Genomic DNA, 16840 nt, shown 5'->3' with positions numbered 1-16840 from the left:
AATGCCGGATTTTTTATGGGTAAGATACTCAAGGCGCCGTAATTGCTGCGGCTTGTTCTGCCAGTAGCTGTAAAAAGAGATCCTTCAAGCGACTTTGCCGGCCCTGGCTGCGGGTAATGGCGGCAATACTTAAGTGGTGGCTTTTTTGCTCCGGTAATATTGCTTTCATACGACCCTGCTCTACCCAGCGCCGCGCGAAGCTCTCGGGCAAAAAACCAATATAGTGACCAGACAATATCAGCGCCGCCCTGGGTTCGTAATGATAGGCGCGCCCGGCACGTTTCAGACCGCTCACCTGGGCACTGGCCTCCGGGTTGGTATAAATACCCGGATGAATGAACTTGGTATCCGTCAGATTTTGTTCCAGTGCTGCCGGGTCCTGTTCGTTAAACAGAGGATGCGTGTCGCTGCAGTACAGAAAACAATGCACCTGATAGAGATGCTGATAATCCAGCCCTTCCAGATCTCTGTGATAATGAATAAAGCCGATATCGGCATCTTCACTCAACACGCGCCGCTCTATTTCGCTCATGTGTGCGACATCCACGCTCACATTCACTTCGGGTGCTACTTCCCCTAGGCGCGTAAATACGTCCACCATGGAAAACTCGTTTTCAAGCCAGAGGTTATCGCTAGAAACAATTTTAAGTTCGCCGCTAAGCTGTTCATGCAGCTCGTTTACTGAGTAGCGAAACTCTTCCAACTTAGTAAACAGCCGCTTAGCTGATTCATAAACAACGGCACCATCGTCGGTCAGCGCAAAACCTGAACGGCCACGGCGACACAGCTTGAGCTTAAGCCTGCTTTCTAGGTTTGCCATGTGGATGCTAATCGTTGAGCGACTGATGTTAAGTTCGGTTTCAGCCGCCGAAAAGCCCCCGCACTCCACAACGGTCTTGAACAATTTGAGTAGGCGAATTTCATAATCACCTATCTGACCCAGTACTAGCCTGTTTGCATGACTCATAGTTTGATCTGCTTCAATGTTAAGGTTGATATGTAGCCATTTATAAAACTTTGCTCCGCAGGTTAACATGCTGGCAACTTATGACCAATGTGGCGTCATATTTGGATTAACATTTGAAACGGAGTCAGAATGAGTATTTCTTCTGTAAATAAAAGTTTAATTAAAGATGCCTGCTACATTAATGGTCACTGGTGCCAAGCCAGCAGTGGCCAGACGATTAGCGTTTACAATCCTGCGACGGGTGAAGAGCTGGGGCAGGTACCCGACATGGGGCAAGGTGAAGCCCTCGCCGCCATCGATGCCGCACAGTCTGCATTGGTCAGCTGGCGTGAAGTGACGCCGAAAGAGCGGGCTCGAGTATTGCGTCGCTGGTTTGAACTGATCCTGCAGCACCAGGAAGATCTGGCTCATTTAATGACTCTGGAACAAGGCAAACCGCTGTTTGAGACCCGGGGCGAAGTCCTGTATGGCGCTTCTTATATTGAATGGTATGCCGAAGAGGGAAAACGGGCCTATGGCAAACTCTTTGCCGCTCCCAGTAATGATAAGCGTGCCTTGAGTATTCAGCAACCGATAGGTGTCGTGGCGGCCATTACGCCCTGGAACTTCCCCAATGCCATGATCACCCGTAAAGTCGCGCCGGCGCTGGCTGCGGGCTGTACCGTGGTACTCAAACCTTCTGAAGAAACTCCTTATTCGGCGCTGGCCTTGATGGAGCTTGCCGAACAGGCTGGCATTCCTGCCGGTGTCATTAACATGATCACATCTAGCCAAGCTGCGGAGATCGGTAAGGTGCTGACCGATGACAGCCGCGTACGCAAGCTGTCGTTCACCGGCTCTACCCGTGTTGGCAAGCTGCTGTATAGCCAGAGCGCGAACACGATAAAGAAGCTCAGCCTAGAGTTAGGAGGCAACGCGCCCTTTATTGTGTTTGATGATGCAGACTTGGATGCAGCGGTGGCCGGCGCGGTTATTTCAAAGTTCCGTAACGCCGGTCAAACCTGCGTATGTGCCAACCGGATTCTGGTGCAGGACGGTATTCACGATGCGTTTGTGGCGCGCTTCAAAGAAGCGGTCGAACAATTGGTGGTAGGCAATGGCCTAGATGCCACCACCACCCTGGGCCCCGTGATTAATCAGGCGGCAATAGACAAGATTGCCGGTATGGTCGATCAGGCTCAGTCCGAGGGCGCCACGTTAGTGACCGGTGGTCAGCGCCATGAGGCGGGCAAGCTGTTTTTCGCTCCGACTATTTTGACTGGTGTGACCCAGCAGATGGAGATTGCGCGCCAGGAAATTTTTGGCCCTGTGGCACCCGTCATTCGCTTCAAGGATGACGCCGAAGCCATCGCCATTGCCAACGATACGCCTTACGGTTTGGCGGCGTATTTCTTTACCGAAAACCATCGCCGTATTTGGAAAGTGGCCGAGGCGCTGGAATACGGCATGATCGGCATCAACGAGGGCATTCTTTCCAATGAAATTGCGCCTTTCGGCGGCGTCAAGGAATCCGGCCTGGGCCGGGAAGGCTCTTCTCAGGGGCTGGAAGATTACATGGAAACTAAATACCTGTGCATGGGCGGCATCCGTTAAGCCACCCATAAACCAGAGGGCCGGCGGCTTTGCTGTCGGCTCCTAGGTGGATGTGAACAGACAATATGATAGTCATAAGGTTATCAAGGACATAGTTGTAGGGAAGCGGCCAAATGAAAAATGAACAGAGCGTAGATAGTAAAAAAGTACTCTCCCGGTTAGATGTGTTGTTTCTGGCCTTTGGTGCCATGATCGGCTGGGGCTGGGTGGTATTGTCAGGCAACTGGATTATGGAAGCCGGTACTCTTGGAGCCATGATAGCCTTTGTGCTAGGTGGCGTGTTGGTGATTTTTGTCGGTCTGGCCTATGCCGAGCTCGCCTCGGCCATGCCCACCACGGGCGGTGCCTTGATTTATGTGCTGCGAGGCATCGGATACAAGACGGGGTTTGTGGCCGCCTGGGCATTAGCTCTGGGGTACATCTCGGTAGTTTCGTTTGAGGCGGTGGCCTTGCCGACCGTCATTGAATATATATTTCCTGATTATAAAGTAGGGTTTCTCTACTCCATCCAAGGTTATGACGTTTACGCTTCCTGGGTATTGGTGGGGATGCTCGGCTCGGTGTTCATTACCGTGGTTAACCTGATGGGAGTTAAGTTTGCCGCACTGCTGCAAATGGTGCTCACCATTATCATTGGCATTATCGGCTTGATGCTGATCTTTGGTGCGTCTGTTAACGGCAGTGCCCAGAACGCGGATCCCTTGCTGATTGGCGGCATGGCCGGCGTGTTGACGGTGGCCATCATGACGCCGTTCATGTTTGTTGGCTTCGACGTGATCCCCCAAACCGCTGAAGAAATGAAAATACCTCCTCGTTCGATCGGTCGCATTCTGATCGTGTCGGTCGTGGCTGCGGTTATCTGGTATGTGGCCATTATTTTTGCGGTCGGATTTGGTCTGGATCACGAAACGTTAATCAGTTCGGTGCTGCCGACCGCCGATGCCATGAGTCATGTCTTTGGTCACAATGCCTTTGGTATCATTCTTATTCTGGGTGGTGTGGCGGGTATTATCACCAGTTGGAACTCCTTTATTATCGGTGGTAGCCGTATTCTCTGTGCCATGGCCGAACGCAAGATGATCCCCGCTTGGTTTAGCCGTCGACACGCACGCTACCACACACCGGTCAATGCCATTGTATTCATTGGCACCCTGTCTACTCTGGCCCCTTTATTGGGTCGCCCGATGTTGATTTGGCTGGTCGATGCGGGTGGTCTTGCCATCGTGCTGGCTTATGCGCTGGTTGCCGTGGCCTTCGTTCGACTACGCCGCTCAGAACCCGACATGGAACGTCCGTTTCGCGCCGGAAAATCCAGTGCCATCGGTTGGGCTGCGGTGTTTTTCAGCATCTTGTTTGTTGCCTTGTATTTACCGGGTATGCCGGCGGCCTTGCTCTGGCCTTATGAATGGCTGATTTTTGCAGGCTGGTGGGGCGTAGGCTTACTGCTGATGGTTAACATGAGCAAAGAACGCAAGGCGTCAGGCCCCCACATATTCTCAACGACGACGAGTACGAGATAAGGCACTCGGCAGTATAGTTAACACTGACAGAATCGGAGCAAGAATCATGAGTAATAACCAACAACTTCAACAACGTAAAGATGCGGTCTTCGCCCGCGGCATGGGTAACATGGCCGCAGTGTATGTCGACCATGCCAAAAACAACGAAATCTGGGATGTGGAAGGCCGTCGCTATATCGACTTCGCCGCCGGTATTGCCGTGGTCAACACCGGTCACAGCCATCCGCGCATTCAGGCCGCCGTGGCTGAGCAGTTGGGCCGCTTCAGCCATACCTGCGCCATGGTCACCCCATACGAGAGTGTGGTGGAACTGGCCGAAAAGCTGGTTGCACTGGCGCCGGGCGAGACTCCCAAGAAAGCTATCTTCGTCACCACCGGTGCCGAAGCGGTGGAAAACGCGGTCAAGATTGCCCGCGCCCATACCAAGCGCAGCGGTGTTATTGCCTTCAATGGTAGTTTCCATGGTCGTACCAACATGACGATGGGTCTGACCGGCAAAGTAGCTCCCTATAAGGCGGGTTTCGGCCCTTTCCCGAGCGAAATCTATCACCTGCCTTTCCCGAACGAGTATCACGGTGTGACAGCCGAGCAGTCGTTGAAGGCGTTGGACGAGCTGTTCCACTGCGATATCGAGCCGGGCCGGGTAGCCGCGCTGATCATCGAGCCGGTGCAGGGCGAAGGGGGCTTTTATCAGGCTCCGCCGGCCTTCCTGCAGCAGCTGCGTACCCTTTGTGATCAGCATGGCATCGTGCTGGTTTGTGATGAGATTCAGACCGGGTTTGCTCGTACCGGCAAGATGTTCGCTACCGAATACGCCGGCATAGAGCCGGATCTGATGACCATGGCCAAGGGCATTGCCGGTGGCTTCCCGCTTTCTGCCGTGGTGGGCAAGGCAGACATCATGGACGCCGCCAATCCGGGCGGCCTAGGTGGCACCTATGCCGCCTTTCCGCTGGCCTGCGCTGCGGCTCTGGAAGTACTGCACATCATTGAAGAAGAGCAGCTGTGCAACAAGGCGCTGGCCCTGGGTGAGCTGATGAATAAACGCCTGAGCGAGCTGCAGACCAAGTATCCTCACCATATCGGCCAGGTGCGCAACCTGGGCGCTATGGTGGCGATGGAGCTGATTCACAACGGGGATGTGGAACAGCCCAATGCCGAGCTGACCAAGGCGATTGTGGCCAAGGGAGTCGAGAAGGGAGTGATCCTGTTGTCTTGTGGGGTACGTGGCAACGTGATCCGCTTTTTGCCGCCCCTGACCTCGCCGCTGGACGTGGTGGGTGAAGGTCTGGATTTGCTGGAGCAAGTGCTGGCTGAGCTGATTTAAGATAGTGAATACGTCAGACTCTAATATTTGGCGGGCCTTGGGCCCGCCTTTTTTTTTGAATAAACGGGAAAGGCATATCGGGAATTAGGTTGAAGAAGTTCAAACTAAGCATTTAAACATCGTCATTTATCAAACATACCTACTTATTTACACTGTAGTGACATTTTAATTACACCATCGTTATATCTAGATTCAGAGGGAGTGCCAACATGACCGCAACCAACTTAGCTGCACACTGGATGCCGTTTACTGCCAATAAAGGATTTAAAGAAAAACCGCGTATGCTCAGTGCTGCCAAAGGCATGTACTGGACAACTGATGATCAGCGCCAGGTGCTGGATATGACGGCGGGACTGTGGTGCTGTAATGCTGGGCATGGCCATCCTCATATTGCCGAAGCCATAGCGAAGCAAGCTAGGGCTTTGGACTACGCTCCAAGTTTTGGTTTTGGCCATGAATTATCCTTTGAATTATCCGAGCGCCTGGCCCAACTGGCACCGGGCAACCTGAACAAGGTGTTTTACACCAACTCGGGTTCAGAGTCGGTAGACACGGCTCTTAAAATGGCAATGGCTTATCACTACGCCAAAGGCAACACCGACAGGCAGATGTTTATTAGCCGAGAGAAGGCTTACCACGGGGTTAACTTCGGTGGTGTTTCGGTAGCCGGACTAACCAATAACTACAAAGCTTTCGGCCAGTGGTTGCCAAACGATCGCCTAAGCCACACTCAGGATTTAACGCTTAATGCTTTTTCCCATGGTCTGCCGTTACATGGCGGTATTGAAAAGGCCAACGAGCTGGAAACATTGATCCAGCGTCACGACGCCAGCCGTATTGCTGCCGTTATTATCGAACCAATTACCGGTGCAGGTGGCGTGCTGCCGCCACCAGTAGGCTACTTGAAACGCGTTCGTGAAATCTGCGATCAGCATGACATTCTGCTGATCTTCGACGAGGTGATCACCGGCTTTGGTCGTACCGGTAATGTATTTGCCAGCCAAACATTCGATGTGACCCCCGACATCATGACCACGGCCAAGGGCTTAACCAATGGTGCGGCTCCCATGGGAGCAGTACTGGCGGGAGATCATATTTATGACGCTATTGTTAATAACAGTGGCCCTGGCGTAGAGTTTTTCCATGGTTACACCTACTCGGCGCATCCGTTAGCTTGTGCGGCGGCCATGGCGACACTTGATGTGTATGAGCAAGAAGATTTATATAAGCGCGGCGCAGCCGATGGTGAAATCTCTCAGTACTTTGAACAAGGCCTGCACAGCCTAAAAGGGCTACCCGGAGTGATTGATGTCCGTAACTACTCTTTTATTGCCGCGGTGGAATTCGAGCCTTTGGCTGGCAAGCCCGGTGCTACCGGCAGCTTGGTACAAACTAGCGCGTGGGAGCAAGGTCTGATGCTACGCTCACTGGGTGAGGCTATTGCCATGTCGCCGCCGCTGATCATGGAAAAAGAACATGTTGATCAGACGATTGGCATTCTTGAGCGCAGTATTAAACAGCATTTAGCGTAAGTACGCTGCCAAGATCAAAACAAAGGACTGCCCAGGCAGTCCTTTTTTGATCCTGGCTAAGTAATCACGCATAACTTATGTGTTTTTGTCGTCATTCCCACGAGAAAGAAAAGCTAGCCCCATACCACAGCTGTCATACGGCATTACTTGAGGAAATAAGAGCGGTGGAAATGGATTGCAGCATCGCGGGGAGGCTTCCCCGCAATGTATTAGCAGAATGGTGTTACGCGACTACTGAGCCTTGTTCTACTTGCTGCTTCACCTTCTCAACAATATAGCCACCAATAGGAATGGCAGATGTCGCCGCAGGCGAGGGCGCATTACACACGTTAATGGTGCGTTGCGTGTTAACGAATAAAAAGTCATCTACCAAATTACCGTCTTTCGATACTGCCTGAGCGCGTATGCCGGCAGGATAAGGCGTTAAATCATCAAGTTGTAGGCTGGGGCAATACTTGCGTACCAAGTCAAGATAGCCGCCCTTGTGGATGGAGTTTTTCATTTCGATTAAGCCTGGCTTCAGGTTTTTCATCAGCACTTTTAAAATACCTGGGTAGGTGAACATTTCCAGGGTGTCGCGCAGAGAAATATCACTCTTGTTGTAACCCTCTCGCTTGAAGGCTAGTACCGCATTGGGGCCCACGGTAACGGTGCCATCGATCATCCGGGTCAGGTGTACGCCGAGAAAGGGCATGTTTGGATCAGGGATCGGGTAGATCAAGTGGTTTACTATCTGGTTGTGCTCGGGTTTGAGCAGATAGTATTCGCCGCGGAAGGGACAGATCTTGAACTCGGGCTCAATGCCGAGCATGCGTACTACTCGGTCTGCCATCAAGCCAGAACAGGACACCAGGTACTTGCCCTGAAATTCGCCTTGAGAGGTCTCTACCACCACCTGGCTGCTTTCTTCTTTCAGGCCGGTCACTTCGGCGCTGTAGCGGATTTCACCGCCTAGTCGCTCGAATTCCTTGCCCATGGCTGCGGTCACTTGCTTGTAATTTACGATGCCGCTGGAGGGCACGAAGATACCACCCACACCTGTGATATTAGGCTCGCGCTCTCTCAGCTCCTCGGCATTCAGCCAGTAACGCTCCAGGCCATTAGCCTCGCTGCGATCCCATAGCGCCTGCATGCGCGCCATTTCCTGCTCGTTGGTGGCCACCAGCAGCTTGCCGCACTCGTCGAAGGGAATATCGTGTTCCCGGCAGAACGCCTTGGTGGCAATATTGCCTTCTAGGCAGAATTTGGCCTTGAGGCTACCCGGGGTGTAGTAGACCCCAGCATGAATAACGCCGCTGTTGTGCCCCGTTTGGTGCTGGGCTGGGCCGGACTCTTTTTCCAGTAGTAATATTTTGTGGTCGGGATAGGTTTTTTTAAGCTGCCAGGCGGTGGACATACCGACGATGCCGCCACCAATAATAATAAAATCAAACACTGTAGGTTCACCTGTGAGAGAGAGGGACAAAAGCCGGAGACTTGCCCCGGCGTGATATTAGCTTGTTCTTATTGTGCAAGGTGGCGCTTCAGACGGCACCTGGCCAAAGTCGTTAGCCCTGGTTGGGCTCTCTCACGGTTTTAGCGTGAGTAAAATAGCCACGCTGGCGCATCAGCTCGCGGCGCAGGCCTGCGTGGGCGGTGAACTTGTCCCGGCCATGCAACCAAAAGTGGTTATTGATCAACAAAAAAGATCCCGGAGGCACAGGTACCGACAACCGCTGCTCACTGGTTTCCAGGGCCTCGGACAGATCCGCCAGCCAGACACCTTCGTCATAATCCTTGGGCTGCACGAACTGATCGATATAGGACATGATGGGCAGACCGTTAACATCGGTATCAAACACCGCATGGTAAACATCTTTCTGGGTGTTTTTGCTTGGCGGAGCGGCCCAGCGCATGACTCGGCGTGCCATAGGGTTGGCATAAAAATGTTCCAGATGTTCCCAATCATCCAGGTGTAACAGCAGAGAATTGCCGCCGTCCATGTTTTGCTCGTCAATTTTTAGCATCAACACATAGTCGGTGTCCTGTTCGACGAAGGTACCGTCGTTATGTAGTTCCATAACCCGGTGGGCCTGGCGAAGATAACTATCTGAATTATCTTCATTTTTAACCACAAAACGGGCGTAGTACTGGCCACTCATGGCATCGAAATTGGAACGACCCATTAGGTGGGCCACTGCGGTAGTAAACTTGACCATGTCTTCTGCTTGCTCGACCTGATCCAGCCCTTCCGGAGTGATCAGCAGACCGCCGGTATTACGGTCAACCAGAGTGTTGATCAGCAGGGATTGCAGCGCTTGGCCGCAGAGATCGTTAAGCAGCTTTGCTACCCTAAAGCGCAGGAATGACTTGTATTCCAGCGCTTGGATCGGCCACTCGGCAGTAGCTGCCAAAAATGCCTTTACGGTTTGCTCGTCGAAGCGCAGCTCGAGTAGGCGCGGAGACTGGGCAGATGGCGCTAGGCTGAATCCTTGATACTTGTGATTAACGAAATCGGCAGTTGCAACGTTAGACATGATAGCTTCCTTGTTCTTTCTGGTGGTGTGGAGGAACAATTAAAAATCGTTGTAAGCGCATAATGTCGACATTATTGATTTATGTCAATCTTATGTGTCGTTTTTATGATCTCGGTTACAATTTCGTTATAATCGAATAACTGAATGATCTAGGAGCCCACGAAAAATGACGAACCAGCTCAACATCCCACGAGAAAACCTTGCTCGTGCGGCTTATCAGCAGTTAAAACAAGATATTATTCAGAGCCATTTTGGCCCTAGCGAAAAACTGTTGATGAGCACGTTAAAAACGCGCTATGGCTTGGGGGTGAGTCCGTTAAGGGAGGCATTATCGCAGCTGGTCTCTGAACGGCTGGTTACGGCAGAAAGTCAGCGCGGCTTTCGAGTAAGCAGCATGTCTATTGCCGAGCTCAAAGATATTTATGACGCCCGAGCCCAACTGGAAGGTTTAATTGTTGATTTGGCTATGGCCCGCGGTGATGACTTGTGGGAGTCAGGAGTGGTGGCGGCGCATCACGCGCTGAGTAAGGTGAATCATATTGAGACCGTGGAAGACCAGCTTACTCAGTGGGATCTGCGCCACCAAGCCTTCCACCAGTCGGTGGCTGACGGTTGTCAGTCGCCCCAATTGCTGGTGGTGCGCCAAACCCTAATGGATCAGGCTGCGCGTTATCGTTATCTGTGGCTTAAACAAACTGTATTCAGCCAGCAAGCATTAAAAGATAAGCAGCAAGAACACCTGACCTTATTTAATGCTTTGCTGGCGCGCGATACCCAAGCCAGCAGTATGATGCGAGAGCATCTTATGAGTCCAGTAACCATTATCAGCCAAGTATTAGACGAGCAGGGCGTACGTTAAGGCGCAGCTCGGTAAACACGAGCATGATGTTTAAAAAGCCGCCGAAATGCTAACACCATTCAATTAAGCGTGTCTTGACTGAATGGTGTATCGGTTTTTTGATATTCGAACGGTCCTATTTTTGGGCCGTTTTTTTTAGCTATATATCTGCTGGGTCGGGTTAGGAACGGGAAATATCTTGTCATAGGTCAGGTTATAGACAAACGCGTATATCAAATAAAAGGTGGCCATGGCGATATCCATCATGAAGGCATCCCAGAGGCTGATACTCAGATACCAAGCTATAATTGGCAAGAATAGTAGTAGCAGGCCTCCCTCGAACAGCAAGGCGTGAAATACCCGTAGCGGAATGGTTTTACGCACATCACCGCGCAGTTTCAGCATGGCATGGTCAAACCACAAATTGTAAGCATAGTTCCATACCGTGGCGATAATGGAGCCGACTAAAGCCATGGTCCCCATCAAGTGGAGTTCGAAACCGAATACCCAGCTGGCTACTGGGGCAAAGATAATTAGGCCTATTATCTCAAAGCCTAGGGTATGACGAATACGATCTTTGGTGGTGCGCATTAAAATTCCTTGTTGTCTCTGTTGGCGTATAGCTAATCCTATCTGTTAATGTCTCATATCAAAGTTGGAATATATCGGATTTAAAGATAGATGAGTTTCTCTCTGGATCAATTACAGGCCTTTGTGGCCACCGTGGATACCGGATCTTTTTCTGCCGCCTCTCGCCGTCTCGGTAAAGCTCAGTCGGCGATCAGTGTCGCGGTCTCAAATTTAGAGATCGATCTGGGCAACAGCCTATTTCTGCGCAATAGCCGCTACCCAAGCCTCACCCCTGCAGGAGAACGGCTGCTAATGGAGGCGCGGGTGATCCTCGAACGCTGTGAGCATTTTCGCGGGGTGGCCAAGAGTTTGGGAGAGGGCGTTGAAAGCCGGCTGGTACTGGCGGTCGACGAATTGTATCCCTCCGAGCGGCTGGGTGCCCTGATGGATGGTTTTTCCCGCCATTTTCCTAGCGTGGAGCTGGAGCTGTTGTTTCCACTGATGGAGGATGTCAGCCGAATGGTGCTGCAAGAGCGAGCGGATCTGGGCATTATGTGGCGCCAGGAAATTTTACCTTCGACATTGAACTTTCATGCGCTTGGCTGGGTGCCCCTGAAAATTGTCTGCGCGCCGGAGCATGAATTGGCCCGTCAGCGGGTGAGGTGGGAAGAGCTCAAGCGTTACCGGCAATTGATGGTGGCAACTCGTAATGACAGTAAAGAAAAGGTGCGGCTGCGGGTGGCTGCTGATGTGTGGTGGGTGGAAAGCCAGTGGGTAATCGTCGAGCTAGTGCAACGTAATCTGGGCTGGGCCTTTGTGCCTGAGCACGTAGTGGCTAACGCCTTAAAAAATGGCTCCTTGGTCTCGCCAGGCCTAGAATTTGACGACCATGACTGGCCGATAGCCTTGGAGCTTATCTGGCACAAACAGCGGCCGTTGGGTAAAGCTGGCAATTGGTTAAAGACCACGGCAATTGCAGCGGCAGCTAGTGCGACGGACTAGGTATTGCACTAGCCGAGCGTGGATTTCACGGATGTTTTGTACTCAGTCGGCAGTGGTTAGTTGACGGGGAGCAAGGCCATAAGGTTCAAGAGTTGTGTCTATTGATATATTAAGTAGATAATGGCCACCAGCTTCACTATGTACTGCGTTTTTTGGCGATAAGCATCAGCTCACGACTGGAACCTTTTGCTCTGTTTCATTGTTTAAGACTCTGTTTATGAATCAAGCAACTTACTACATTAATTTTTGTAACGGAGTCAATTAGTTATGAATCAGGCACGCCATGTGCTCGCGGCACAACAGGACATCCATAACCAAATAGCACAGCATACTCCTTTTGACGATATCTTGTCGGCCATCATCGATATGGTGAGCCAACAATTGCCCGGTGCTTTGGTGTCCTTTATGCAGCTGGACCCTGTAGAGAATAGCCTCAGTGTGGTGTCCAGTAGTGGCTTGTCCGACACTTATTGTCGTATGGCGCAGCGGATTCCTGTTGGAGTCAACATCGCATCCTGTGGAGCAAGCGCCTATCGCAGAGAGATAGTGATCACCAATGACATAGAACAGGATGTTAATTGGGCTCCCTTTCTTGAACATACCCGCCGCGAAGGTCTCGCTTCTTGCTGGTCGGCGCCGGTGCTGACCGCCGATGACGAACTGCTCGGCACGTTTGCTACCTATTACCGTTCTCCTAGAGTGCCGGAGCAAGCGGAGCAAACTCAACTCATTCAAGCTGCGAACCTATTGGCCTTGGCTATTGCGCGACAGCGGGACCGACGGGCACTGCAAACCCACGAGCAACGTTTTACTTCGTTATTCACTCATCATCCTGATGCGGTATTTGAGCTGGACTTGACTGGCCGCTACCTGAGTAGTAATCAGGCCATGACTGACATTAGCGGTCTGTCTGCGGAGCAGCTTAGGGGCATGCATTATGAAGAGTTCGTTGTCCAAGCAGATCACGCACATACTCGATTAGCTTTCGAACAGGCCTGCCGAGGTATTCCTCAATACTATGAACTCAGTGCCTACAATGCACGGCAGGAAAGCTACCAGCTAGAGATCACTAATCTGCCGATTGTCGTGGATGATGATATCGTCGGTGTTTATGGCATCGCTCGGGATGTTAGCGCTCAGCGTTTGCAGGAAGCTGAACTGCGCCTGCTTAAGCGCGGTATTGATGCAACTCCCAATGGTGTAGTGATGGCTGATGCATCCGATCCAAACTTGCCACTGGTGTATATCAATACTGCTTTTCAAGAGATCACCGGCTATCACAGAGATGAAGTCATTGGTCATAACTGTCGATTTCTTCAGGGAAAAGACACAGATCCTTATGCGATAGAGCAGATCCGCACCGCCATAGCCGAGTGTCGTGAGCATCAGGTTACTTTGCTGAATTACCGCAAAGACGGCACACCCTTTTGGAATTTATTCAGTATCGCACCCGTGTTCGGTCAAGATGGGCGCCGTACTCACTATGTGGGAATTCAGCAAGATGTGACTCACCAGCGTGAGAACGAAGAAAAGCTACGCCTTCAGCGTACCCATGATCTGTTGACCGGCCTGTTAAGCCGCACGACCTTTGAAGGCCAGTTGGAATATGAATATCTGCATCTCGCCCCGTCTCGGCAGATGGCGGTGCTCGTCATTAACCTAGACGGATTTAAGAGCGTCAATGACGGCCTTAGTCATCACGTTGGAGACTGCTTGCTGCAGGCGGTAGCGCAACGGCTGAACGGTTGGCTGCAACCTGGAGATGTGATTGCGCGCCTAGGTGGCGATGATTTTGGCCTGCTACTACTTGACCGTGAAGAAGAGGGAGTAATTCAAGCTGCAGAAAGCTTACTTACTCTGTTGTCCCGCCCTTTTACCATAGATGAACATCAGCTACATATTAGTGTCAGTATTGGTATCTCGACCAGCGGTGAGGCTATTCATGAAAGTGGAGAGTTCATTCTGCACGCCAACGTAGCCTTGCGTGAAGCTAAGCTTCAAGGGCGCAATACGTGGCAGTGGTACTGTGGCGACATCAGCCCCCAAACTTGCGAACATATTGCCCTGCGCCGGGAAATCTTGGAGGCAATAGAAGACCAGCAGTTCGTAGTGTACTACCAGCCATTGGTGGATGCGCGTACCGGCGAAGTGCGAAGCCTAGAGGCTCTGGTACGCTGGAACCACCCCAGTCGAGGGATAGTGCCGCCCAATGATTTCATTCCCTTGGCAGAGCAGACTGGGCAAATCATTAACATTGATCAGTGGGTGTTACGTCAGGCATGTTTTGATACCGTCGCTATCAATGCGAGTCGACCCGTGTCCCAGCCGGTAGGGGTGGCGGTTAATATCTCTCCGGTGCACTTTCGCCGAGTAGGATTCTTTTCGGAAGTGCAGCAGGTGCTGGAAGAAAGTGGTCTGGCGCCATATCTGCTGGAGCTGGAAGTAACCGAAGGCGTGTTGATGTCTGGCACCGAAAAAGTCATCGAACAACTAGCAGCGCTGCGCAACATTGGAGTGCTGGTGGCCATCGACGATTTTGGTACCGGCTTTTCCAGTCTCAGTTACTTGCGTCAATTACCGATTAACAAGGTCAAGCTGGATCGCAGTTTCATTCAGAATATCGACCATAATCGGGATAACGCGGCTATCGTTCAAGGGGTAATTACCATGGCGCACCACTTGGGTTTACAGGTGGTGGCGGAAGGAGTGGAAACCTTAGCCGAACAAGAGGATCTAATACGGCATGGCTGCGACCTGCTGCAGGGCTTTCGTTTTTCTCGGCCGATACCATTGCCGCAGTTTATTGCGCTGCCCACCAGGCTGCCAGCCGAGTAGGACTCATGACCTACCATTATATGGCCAAAGATAATGGTCGAAACAGCACGGTATGCGAGTCATCACAAGCCAGGACTCTTTGAGCTACGTAGGCCGTTCTAATCGCATCTATTCATAAAAACAATTACACTGCCCTCGTCCATTCTTCGCTTTATTTTTCACTTGTAGGTCTACATGTCTTACCAATGCCCGCTTTGCCATCACGCTCTAATCACTCGTTCTGGTGGGTTTGAATGTGAAAATAACCATCAATTTGACAGTGCCAAAGAAGGTTACGTTAACTTGATGCCAGTGCAGCATAAACGCTCGAAACAACCGGGTGACAATGTAGATATGATGCAAGCTCGCCGACGCTTTTTAGCTGCTGAACAGTATCATCAGATGCGTGAGGCAGTGGCAGAGTTATGCTTAAAGTACACTGAAAATACCCCAAGACAAATTTTAGATATTGGTTGTGGCGAAGGCTATTACACCGCTTATATTGCAAACAAACTTGCAGAGCAATCAAATTGCGCCACTTGCTATGGTTTAGACATTTCAAAAGTTGCCATTCGCTATGCAGCTAAACGCTATACTTCTAAGTACATGCAGTTTTGTGTTGCCTCAAGTCATCGCCTACCCTTTGCCAATAATAGCCTTGACGCTGTGGTGCGTATTTATGCCCCATGCCAAGAACAAGAACTTGAACGAGTACTAACCGCACAAGGCGTCATCATTACTGTCACACCCGCGGCTCGCCATCTCTATCAGCTTAGGGAACAAGTTTACAGTGACGTTCATCTGCACGATGAAGCTGCAGAAGCGATAGCAGGTTTTGAGCTAGTGGAGGAGTCTAAACTGGGCTACGACATGAACCTGACGGGCGAGCAAGCAGATGACTTATTGCAAATGACCCCCTTTGCCTGGAAAGCCAATGAAGCGCTTCGCACTCAATTACGAGCGGCTCCAGAACTGATCTGTGAAGCAGACTTTATGATACGGGTATATAAACGTCACTAAAGTGCACAGCAATAAAATAAATCAATAACCGACAGCGGCCAAAATCGATAATAGAACCCAAGCAAGTAGTGACGTTCGCTATACTTTACAGTTACTACCTACTGGAGGTGTTTATGTCTGAGGTACTAGAGGCAGAGGCGCAAGCTAGAAAGTGGCGAAGCGAGTGGGGATATACCGGTCGTGGAGGTTTGGTCTTGGTCTGCGGTGGGAAGGTGCAAAACTGGTGTGATCGTCTGCCTGATGCTGCTCAATGTATTAAAGGCTGCATTGCGCTTTATGAAGGCGGAAAAGCATGGGGGAGTCGTGGTAGGAACGGCTTTAGATGGGTCATTCACGTGGTTGTCGTTAGGGGGAAACGATGAGTTTTAAAGCTAACCAACCCTGCTAAAATTATTTTCAGGTGACGAATTGTGTCAGTTATGCCCGCAGTGGCATCTTAATTTGTACTAAAATGTAGACATAAAAAAACCCGCCGAAGCGGGTTTTTAAGTATTTAATTACCGAGGGGTAATTAAATAGCTTGAATTTGTGAAGCTTGAGGACCCTTTGCGCCTTCAGTGGCGGTGTAGGATACTGCTTGGCCTTCAGCCAGAGTTTTAAAGCCGCTACCAACTACTTCTGAGAAATGTGCGAACAAATCTTTGCCGCCATCTTCAGGAGTAATAAAACCAAAACCTTTTGCTTCGTTAAACCATTTTACAGTGCCGTTAGCCATGTTATCTTACCTTTAATTTTAAGGGTGAGCGAAAGCTCGAAAGTGCAATAAATATCAAATAAGGGAAGTTTGGTGACTGTAGTACCGTAAGGAACGAACAATATACAAAGGCCGCGCTAACTTGAAACATCTTGCTTGTGCCGAGCACTCTACGGGAGAGATGGGGCGGCGTCAAACTAAATGGCCAATTTTCTTTGTGGGTAGTCTGCGCATGAGCTCGATAATACTGAACGGAGTGATCGGGCATATTTTTTGTTAGCGAGGTTGTTACCTACCTTGAAGGACCCTTCAAACTTGCCTGCTGAACGATGAGCTAAGTATTGGCTGTTAGTGAGCCAATACTTGTTCGTTACGCTAGTGATTGGCTTATGAGAGGCGTCGCTGCGTGTTTATACCAATCGCACTAAATAAGTAGTCTGCTTTTAC

13 protein-coding genes are annotated in these 16840 nt (G+C 50.9%); 8 read left to right on the top strand and 5 right to left on the bottom strand.

Annotated elements, in window-relative coordinates:
- Positions 1 to 28 precede the first annotated feature (28 nt).
- Entirely contained in the window at positions 29 to 967 is a 939-nt protein-coding gene (locus ACFQ1C_RS07360) for a LysR family transcriptional regulator (protein ID WP_379557960.1), read from the bottom strand.
- A 129-nt stretch (positions 968 to 1096) separates the two neighbouring features.
- Here ACFQ1C_RS07360 and ACFQ1C_RS07355 point away from each other — a divergent pair, with 129 nt between their 5' ends.
- The 4 genes from ACFQ1C_RS07355 to ACFQ1C_RS07340 all read left to right on the top strand — a co-directional run bounded on the left by ACFQ1C_RS07355 (position 1097) and on the right by ACFQ1C_RS07340 (position 6939).
- The gene (locus ACFQ1C_RS07355) at positions 1097 to 2560 is read left to right on the top strand and encodes an NAD-dependent succinate-semialdehyde dehydrogenase (protein ID WP_379557959.1); all 1464 of its coding nucleotides are present in this window, start codon (positions 1097 to 1099) and stop codon (positions 2558 to 2560) included.
- A 113-nt stretch (positions 2561 to 2673) separates the two neighbouring features.
- Positions 2674 to 4080 carry an APC family permease gene (locus tag ACFQ1C_RS07350; protein WP_379557958.1) on the top strand — a complete coding sequence of 469 codons (1407 nt, stop codon included), beginning with the start codon at positions 2674 to 2676 and terminating at the stop codon, positions 4078 to 4080.
- 46 nt (positions 4081 to 4126) lie between these two features.
- Positions 4127 to 5407 carry a 4-aminobutyrate--2-oxoglutarate transaminase gene (gabT, locus tag ACFQ1C_RS07345; protein ID WP_379557957.1) on the top strand — a complete coding sequence of 427 codons (1281 nt, stop codon included), beginning with the start codon at positions 4127 to 4129 and terminating at the stop codon, positions 5405 to 5407.
- Between the two features lie 209 nt (positions 5408 to 5616).
- On the top strand, positions 5617 to 6939 hold the full coding sequence (locus ACFQ1C_RS07340) for an aminotransferase class III-fold pyridoxal phosphate-dependent enzyme (protein WP_379557956.1): 1323 nt from the start codon (positions 5617 to 5619) through the stop codon (positions 6937 to 6939).
- 223 nt (positions 6940 to 7162) lie between these two features.
- Here ACFQ1C_RS07340 and lhgO read toward each other — a convergent pair whose 3' ends face one another.
- Together lhgO and glaH are read right to left on the bottom strand one after the other, a co-directional pair.
- On the bottom strand, positions 7163 to 8374 hold the full coding sequence (gene lhgO, locus ACFQ1C_RS07335) for an L-2-hydroxyglutarate oxidase (protein ID WP_379557955.1): 1212 nt from the start codon (positions 8372 to 8374) through the stop codon (positions 7163 to 7165).
- A gap of 112 nt (positions 8375 to 8486) precedes the next feature.
- On the bottom strand, positions 8487 to 9455 hold the full coding sequence (gene glaH / locus ACFQ1C_RS07330) for a glutarate dioxygenase GlaH (RefSeq protein ID WP_379557954.1): 969 nt from the start codon (positions 9453 to 9455) through the stop codon (positions 8487 to 8489).
- A gap of 166 nt (positions 9456 to 9621) precedes the next feature.
- Here glaH and csiR point away from each other — a divergent pair, with 166 nt between their 5' ends.
- Positions 9622 to 10314 carry a DNA-binding transcriptional regulator CsiR gene (gene csiR / locus ACFQ1C_RS07325; RefSeq protein WP_379557953.1) on the top strand — a complete coding sequence of 231 codons (693 nt, stop codon included), beginning with the start codon at positions 9622 to 9624 and terminating at the stop codon, positions 10312 to 10314.
- A 135-nt stretch (positions 10315 to 10449) separates the two neighbouring features.
- On the opposite strand, the gene ACFQ1C_RS07320 is transcribed toward csiR, so the two are convergent.
- Positions 10450 to 10884, bottom strand: coding sequence for a PACE efflux transporter (locus tag ACFQ1C_RS07320; RefSeq protein WP_379557952.1), 435 nt, complete (start codon positions 10882 to 10884; stop codon positions 10450 to 10452).
- 90 nt (positions 10885 to 10974) lie between these two features.
- Here ACFQ1C_RS07320 and ACFQ1C_RS07315 point away from each other — a divergent pair, with 90 nt between their 5' ends.
- The 3 genes from ACFQ1C_RS07315 to rlmA all read left to right on the top strand — a co-directional run bounded on the left by ACFQ1C_RS07315 (position 10975) and on the right by rlmA (position 15699).
- Positions 10975 to 11865, top strand: a complete 891-nt coding sequence (locus ACFQ1C_RS07315; RefSeq protein ID WP_379557951.1) for a LysR family transcriptional regulator — start codon at positions 10975 to 10977, stop codon at positions 11863 to 11865.
- A gap of 267 nt (positions 11866 to 12132) precedes the next feature.
- On the top strand, positions 12133 to 14700 hold the full coding sequence (locus tag ACFQ1C_RS07310; RefSeq protein ID WP_379557950.1) for a sensor domain-containing phosphodiesterase: 2568 nt from the start codon (positions 12133 to 12135) through the stop codon (positions 14698 to 14700).
- A gap of 174 nt (positions 14701 to 14874) precedes the next feature.
- Positions 14875 to 15699, top strand: a complete 825-nt coding sequence (gene rlmA / locus ACFQ1C_RS07305; protein ID WP_379557949.1) for a 23S rRNA (guanine(745)-N(1))-methyltransferase — start codon at positions 14875 to 14877, stop codon at positions 15697 to 15699.
- A 511-nt stretch (positions 15700 to 16210) separates the two neighbouring features.
- On the opposite strand, the gene ACFQ1C_RS07300 is transcribed toward rlmA, so the two are convergent.
- The gene (locus tag ACFQ1C_RS07300; protein WP_379557948.1) at positions 16211 to 16414 is read right to left on the bottom strand and encodes a cold-shock protein; all 204 of its coding nucleotides are present in this window, start codon (positions 16412 to 16414) and stop codon (positions 16211 to 16213) included.
- Between the last annotated feature and the right edge of the window lie 426 nt (positions 16415 to 16840).

The sequence above is a fragment of the Oceanisphaera ostreae genome (assembly GCF_042676125.1).
Classification (GTDB): domain Bacteria; phylum Pseudomonadota; class Gammaproteobacteria; order Enterobacterales; family Aeromonadaceae; genus Oceanimonas; species Oceanimonas ostreae.
The sequence above is the reverse complement of the archived record's forward strand: the minus strand, read 5'-3'. Positions and strand labels throughout refer to the sequence as shown.